This is a genomic window from Rhodovulum sp., assembly GCF_011048875.1.
Lineage (GTDB): Bacteria > Pseudomonadota > Alphaproteobacteria > Rhodobacterales > Rhodobacteraceae > Rhodovulum > Rhodovulum tesquicola.
The window spans coordinates 1-5,591 of the sequence record NZ_DSDD01000269.1; the positions used below are offsets into that span (position 1 = coordinate 1).

Here is a 5,591-nt window from a genome sequence, read left to right on the forward strand (position 1 = left end):
CGATCCCGACATCGCACAGGTCCAGGTCCAGAACAAGCTGGCGCAGGCCACCCCCCTTCTGCCCGAAACCGTGCAGCGCCAGGGGGTCAGCGTGCGCAAATCCTCGGCCGGGTTCCTGATGGTGATCGCACTGATCTCGGATGACGGCACGCTGGAACAGGTGGACCTGTCGGATTACATGGTCTCCAACCTCGTCGATACCTTCGCCCGGATCGAGGGCGTGGGCGAGGTGCAGGTCTTCGGCTCGCAATACGCGATGCGGATCTGGCTCGACCCCGCGAAACTCGCCGCCTTCGAACTGACGCCCGCCGATGTCGTCGCCGCCGTCTCGGCCGAGAACGCCCAGATCTCGGCAGGCTCCTTCGGCTCGCTGCCCGCGCCTGCGGGCCAGCAGCTGAACGCCACGATCACCGCGCAATCGCTGCTGACCGCCCCCGGAGATTTCGAACAGATCGTGCTGCGCGCGGAAACCGATGGCGGGCTCGTGCTGCTGAAGGACGTCGCCAGGGTCGAGATCGGCGCGGAAAGCTACGACACCATGGCCCGACGCAACGGCCAGCCCGCGGCGGGCATGGCGATCCGGCTTGCGCCCGGCGCGAACGCGCTGGATACCGCGCACCGCGTCAAGGCCCAGATCGAGGATTACGCCCAGTTCTTCCCCGAGAACGTCTCCTACGTCATCCCCTACGACACCACCCCCTTCATCGAGATCTCGATCAAGGAAGTGGCCAAGACGCTGGTCGAGGCGATCATCCTCGTCTTCTTCGTGATGCTGCTGTTCCTTCAGAACCTGCGCGCCACGCTGATCCCGACGCTTGCTGTGCCGGTCGTGCTGCTGGGCACCTTCGGCGTGCTGGCAGCCTTCGGCTTCTCGATCAACACGCTGACCATGCTGGCCATGGTGCTGGCGATCGGCCTGCTGGTCGACGACGCGATCGTGGTGGTGGAAAACGTCGAGCGCATCATCGAGGAAGAGGGGCTTTCCCCGCGCGAGGCCACGCGCAAGTCGATGGGCCAGATCACCGGCGCGCTGATCGGCATCGCGCTGGTGCTGTCCGCCGTGTTCGTGCCGATGGCCTTCTTCGGCGGGTCCACGGGCGTGATCTACCAGCAATTCTCGGTCACCATCGTCTCGGCCATGGCGCTGTCGGTGCTGGTGGCGCTGACGCTGACGCCCGCGCTCTGCGCCTCGATCCTGCGCTCGAAGGACGCGGTCCACACCCGTCGCGGGCCGTTCGGCTGGTTCAACCGCTTCTTCGACAAGCTGACGGGCGGCTATGCAGGCTCGGTCGGCTGGATCATCCGCCGCCCGCTGCGCATCGGGATGATCTATGTGCTGCTCGCCGTCACGATGGGCTGGCTCTTCGTCAAGACGCCCACCGGCTTCCTGCCGAACGAGGACCAGGGCCTCTTGTTCACCCTGATCCAGGCACCCACGGGCGCGACCGCCGAGCGCACGCAGGCCGTGGCCGACCAGGTCAAGGATTTCTACCTGAATGCCGAGGCCGAGAACGTGAACTCGGTCTTCACGGTGGTCGGCTTCAGCTTTGCCGGGCGCGGCCAGAACATGGGTCTGGGCTTCGTCCAGCTCAAGGACTGGGACGAGCGCACCCGCCCCGACCAGGGCGTGCAGGCCATCGCCGGTCGTGCCTTCGGCACCTTCAGCCAGATCCAGGATGCCATGGTCTTTCCCATCGTGCCGCCCTCGGTGACCGAACTGGGCAACGTCTCGGGCTTCGACTTCTACCTTCAGGCCCGCGGCGGACAGACCCACGAGGAACTCCTGGCCGCCCGCAACCAGCTTCTGGGGATGAGCGCGCAAAGCCCGCTGATCGGCTCGATCCGGCCCAACGGGCTGGAGGACGCGACGCAGTTCAGGCTGGACATCGACTGGCGCGCGGCCGGTGCGATGGGGCTGTCAGCCACCGAGGTCGGGCAGTTGCTCTCGATCGCCTGGGCCGGGCGCTACGTCAACGACTTCATCGACCGCGGCCGGATCAAGCGGGTCTATGTCCAGGGCGAGCCCGAGGCGCGCGCGACCCCCGAGGATATCGAGCTCTGGCGCGTGCGCAATGCAAGCGGCGGGCTGGTGCCGTTCTCGAACTTCACCGATGGGGGCTGGGAATTCGGCCCGCAGGGCCTGACGCGCTATAACGGCGTGCCCGCGATGCAGTTGCAGGGCGGACCCGCCCCCGGCGTCACCACCGGCGAGGCCATGGCCGAGATCGAGCGGCTGGCAGGCCAGCTTCCCCCCGGCTTCGCCGTCGCCTGGACCGGCCTCTCGCTGGAAGAACGCGAATCCGGCAGCCAGGCGCCCCTGCTCTACGCGCTGTCGCTGGCGGTCGTCTTCCTCTGCCTTGCGGCGCTTTACGAAAGCTGGGCGATCCCCTTCGCGGTCATGCTGGCCATGCCCATCGGCGTGCTGGGCGCGCTGATCGGAGCCTGGCTGGGCGGGTTCGAGAACGGGGTGTTCTTCCAGGTGGCGATCCTGACGGTGATCGGGCTGACCGGCAAGAACGCGATCCTGATCGTCGAATTCGCGCGCGACCGGCAAGTGGCGGGCGAGGATCTGTTCACCGCCATCCGCGAGGCCGCCCGCCAGCGCTTCCGCCCGATCATCATGACCTCGATGGCGTTCTCGCTGGGCGTGCTGCCGCTGGTGCTGAGCTCGGGCGCAGGCTCGGGCGGGCGCAACGCCATCGGCTCGGGCGTGCTGGGCGGCACGCTGACGGCCACGATCCTGGGCGTTCTGCTGGTGCCGCTGTTCTATGTCGCGATCCGCCGCATCGCGCGTGGACCGATGGGCCGCTGACGCCCCCCGCTTACGGCCACGATCCTGGGCGTTCTGCTGGTGCCGCTGCTCCATGCCGCGATCCGCCGCATCGCGCGCGGGCCGATGGGCCGCTGACGCACCCCGCTTACGGCCACGGTGCCGGGCGTTCTGCTGGTGCCACTGCTCCATGCCGCGATCCGCCGCATCGCGCGCGGGCCGATGGGCCGCTGACGCACCCCGCTTACGGCCACGGTGCCGGGCGGTCCGATGCTGCCGCTGCTCCATGTCGCGATCCGCCGCATCGCGCGTGGACCGATGGGCCGCTGACGCCCCCCGCTTACGGCCACGGTGCCGGGCGGTCCGATGCTGCCGTTGCTCCATGCCGCGATCCGCCGCATCGCGCGTGTACCGATGGGCCGCTGACGCCCCCCGCTTGCGCGGGCAGCCGCATGGATGCACGCGGGCCACCCGCCCGACCCCGCGCCCATCCGGGCCGCAGAAAGACGCCGCAGATCGGGCCACCGCTCAGGCCGCGTCCGTATTGTCGGCTGTCCCCTCGGGGCGCGTGAACACCGTCACCCGCGCGCGGCCTGCGCCCTTGGACTGGTAAAGCGCGCTATCGGCCTCGCGCATCAGCCGCTTGGCATCCGGCGAATCCTGCCGCGAGAAGACCGACACGCCAATGCTGGCCGAGATCCGGCACTCCCGCATGCCAACCAGGATCGGCTCCTCGATCTGGCGGATCAGCCGCTCCGCGATTCGCGCAATGCGGAACGGCTCGACGATATCGACCAGGATCATCACGAACTCGTCGCCGCCGACCCGCGCCACCAGGTCCTGCGTCCGGCATTGCGCGCGCAGCAGATGCGCCACCCTGCGCAGCACCGCGTCGCCCACGTCATGGCCATGGGTGTCATTGACCAGCTTGAAGTAATCCAGGTCGATCTGCATCAGCGCAAAGGCCCGCCCCTGCCCCAGCAGCCGCGCCAGCGTGGCATCCAGGCGGCGCCGGTTGGCCAGCCCGGTCAGCGTGTCGGTCGCCGCCTCCTTTTCGGCCGAGACGCGTGCCCCGTTCAGCCGCTCCGCCAGGCGGCTCAACTCGGCGCTGACGACCGACTTGGCCTCATGCAGGTAGAGCAGTTCCACCGCCAGGTCGGTCGGCGAGAAATCCCCCAGCGTCAGGTCGAACCGGCTGACCGCCTCGATCAGCGAGATCCCCATCGAGATGTCGATCAGCGCGCCGCCATCCGGCAGTCCCGCCACCAGCCCCTTGAGCGGCAGCGCGGGCGCAACCGCCAGCGTCAGCTTCAGCGGCCGCTCTGCCAGCGCCAGAAGCCCCGCGATATCCGTGGCCGCCGCCGGTCGGCGCAGGCTGACCACCTCGGCAAAGGGACGCCCGGCAAGGTCCGTTCCCGCGATCCGTTCCAGCGTCGGGCCGGCCTGGCGCACGCGCCCCTCCGCGTCCAGGCACAGATGCATCGGCAGCAGCCGCCCCAGAACCGCCCCGTGCAGCATGATCGCCCCGCCCTGCCGTGCCGCCCCGGTCATCGGTCCGCCACCAGCGAAAAGCTGCGCCCCTTGTGAAACGCGGTGTCCAGCAGGCTGACACTGACCGTCGCCTGCCCCGGCCCGCGCTCGATCACGTCCAGTACCGCCAGCGCGCCGTAATCGTCGGCCAGCGCCCGCAGCATGCCCTGCAGCACATATTCCACCCCCGGCCAGCCGCCGCGACAGCGGATCGCGACCCCGCCTTCGGTATCCTCGGCCAGTTCCAGCTCAGGCAGTTCCAGGTCCGGCACCGCCAGGCGGGCACGTTCGGGCAGGTCGTCCAGCGAGAACAGGAAATCCACGAAGGTCTCGCCCCCGAATCGCAGCAAACGGCGCAGCGCCTCCAGATCGGGATGCGAGACGAGATAGGTGCCCAGATCCTCCAGGATCATCTCGCGCGGCAGGTCCAGCCGGGCGACCGCGGCCTCCAGCACCGTCTCGGTCAGCTCGTCCTCGTAAGTCAGCATCGCTTCGAAGCCGCCGGGATCGACCCCGGCGACACGCGCCACATGCGTCCAGCATTCCCCGCCATGGGTATCACACAGAAAACGCTGAATCGCGCGATTGACGAGACCGTGCATAATAAACTCCGCAGAACGCGTCCAAGTAACCAAACGCGAGTCTGCGGCGAAGGTATTAAGAAATGGCAAAGCAAGGCCGGGATGCGACCGCCCGCCGCCCGCAACCGACCTCAGCGCCCGAAGAACAGCGTGCGGCCCTCGACCTCCAGCGCGTTCAGCCGCTGCGGCACCAGCCGGAACTCGCCCGCGACCAGCGCGTCGATGGCGGCGTCGGCGGCGCGGTAGAAATCGCCGCCGGTCAGGAATTCCGGGCTGCGCATGGTGAACCCCACCCCCTCGGCCTCGCGGAAATAGGCCCGCACCAGCAACGCCCCCGCCGGATTATGCGCCACGATCAGCACCTCCTCGCCGGGCCGCGCCCCGGACAGATCGGCCAGCACCGCCACGCAGCCCGGATTGCCGCCCGCAGTGCGGTAGGTGCAGGCCCGCCCGATCTGCTGCAATTCCCACAGGCGCAGGCTCGACAGCAGCCCCTCAGGCAGCGCGCGGCCCTCGGGACGCACCGGCAGCATCCCGGCCAGATCGGCGACCAACTGGGCGACATCGCCGTCTTCGCCCGCCCGTTCAAAGGCATAGGGCGTCTCGGCATTCTCGAGCGCGGCCAGACGCTCGGCCAGACGCGCGGCCTCGGGATGGTCCTCCATCCCGGCCAGCCGCGCCAGCCCCGCCTGCCCCGCCCGGCCCCATTC

General features: G+C 69.0%; 4 protein-coding genes. 1 reads left to right on the forward strand and 3 read right to left on the reverse strand.

Going from position 1 to position 5,591, the window contains the following annotated elements; translation table 11 throughout:
• Window positions 1-2,812 (forward strand): efflux RND transporter permease subunit (locus ENN83_RS09370; RefSeq protein WP_287186220.1); only part of this gene is annotated, 2,812 nt, incomplete at its 5' end.
• Window positions 2,813-3,298: 486 nt separating this feature from the next.
• Here ENN83_RS09370 and ENN83_RS09375 read toward each other — a convergent pair.
• From ENN83_RS09375 to ENN83_RS09385, 3 genes are all read right to left on the reverse strand, one after another.
• Window positions 3,299-4,321 carry a diguanylate cyclase domain-containing protein gene (locus ENN83_RS09375; RefSeq protein WP_287186223.1) on the reverse strand — a complete coding sequence of 341 codons (1,023 nt, stop codon included), beginning with the start codon at window positions 4,319-4,321 and terminating at the stop codon, window positions 3,299-3,301.
• Window positions 4,318-4,902, reverse strand: a complete 585-nt coding sequence (locus tag ENN83_RS09380) for a heme NO-binding domain-containing protein (RefSeq protein WP_287186225.1) — start codon at window positions 4,900-4,902, stop codon at window positions 4,318-4,320. The genes ENN83_RS09375 and ENN83_RS09380 overlap by 4 nt, the downstream gene beginning before the upstream one ends.
• Before the next feature lie 110 nt (window positions 4,903-5,012).
• A partial coding sequence (locus ENN83_RS09385; protein ID WP_287186228.1) for a hypothetical protein occupies window positions 5,013-5,591 on the reverse strand: 579 nt, incomplete at its 5' end.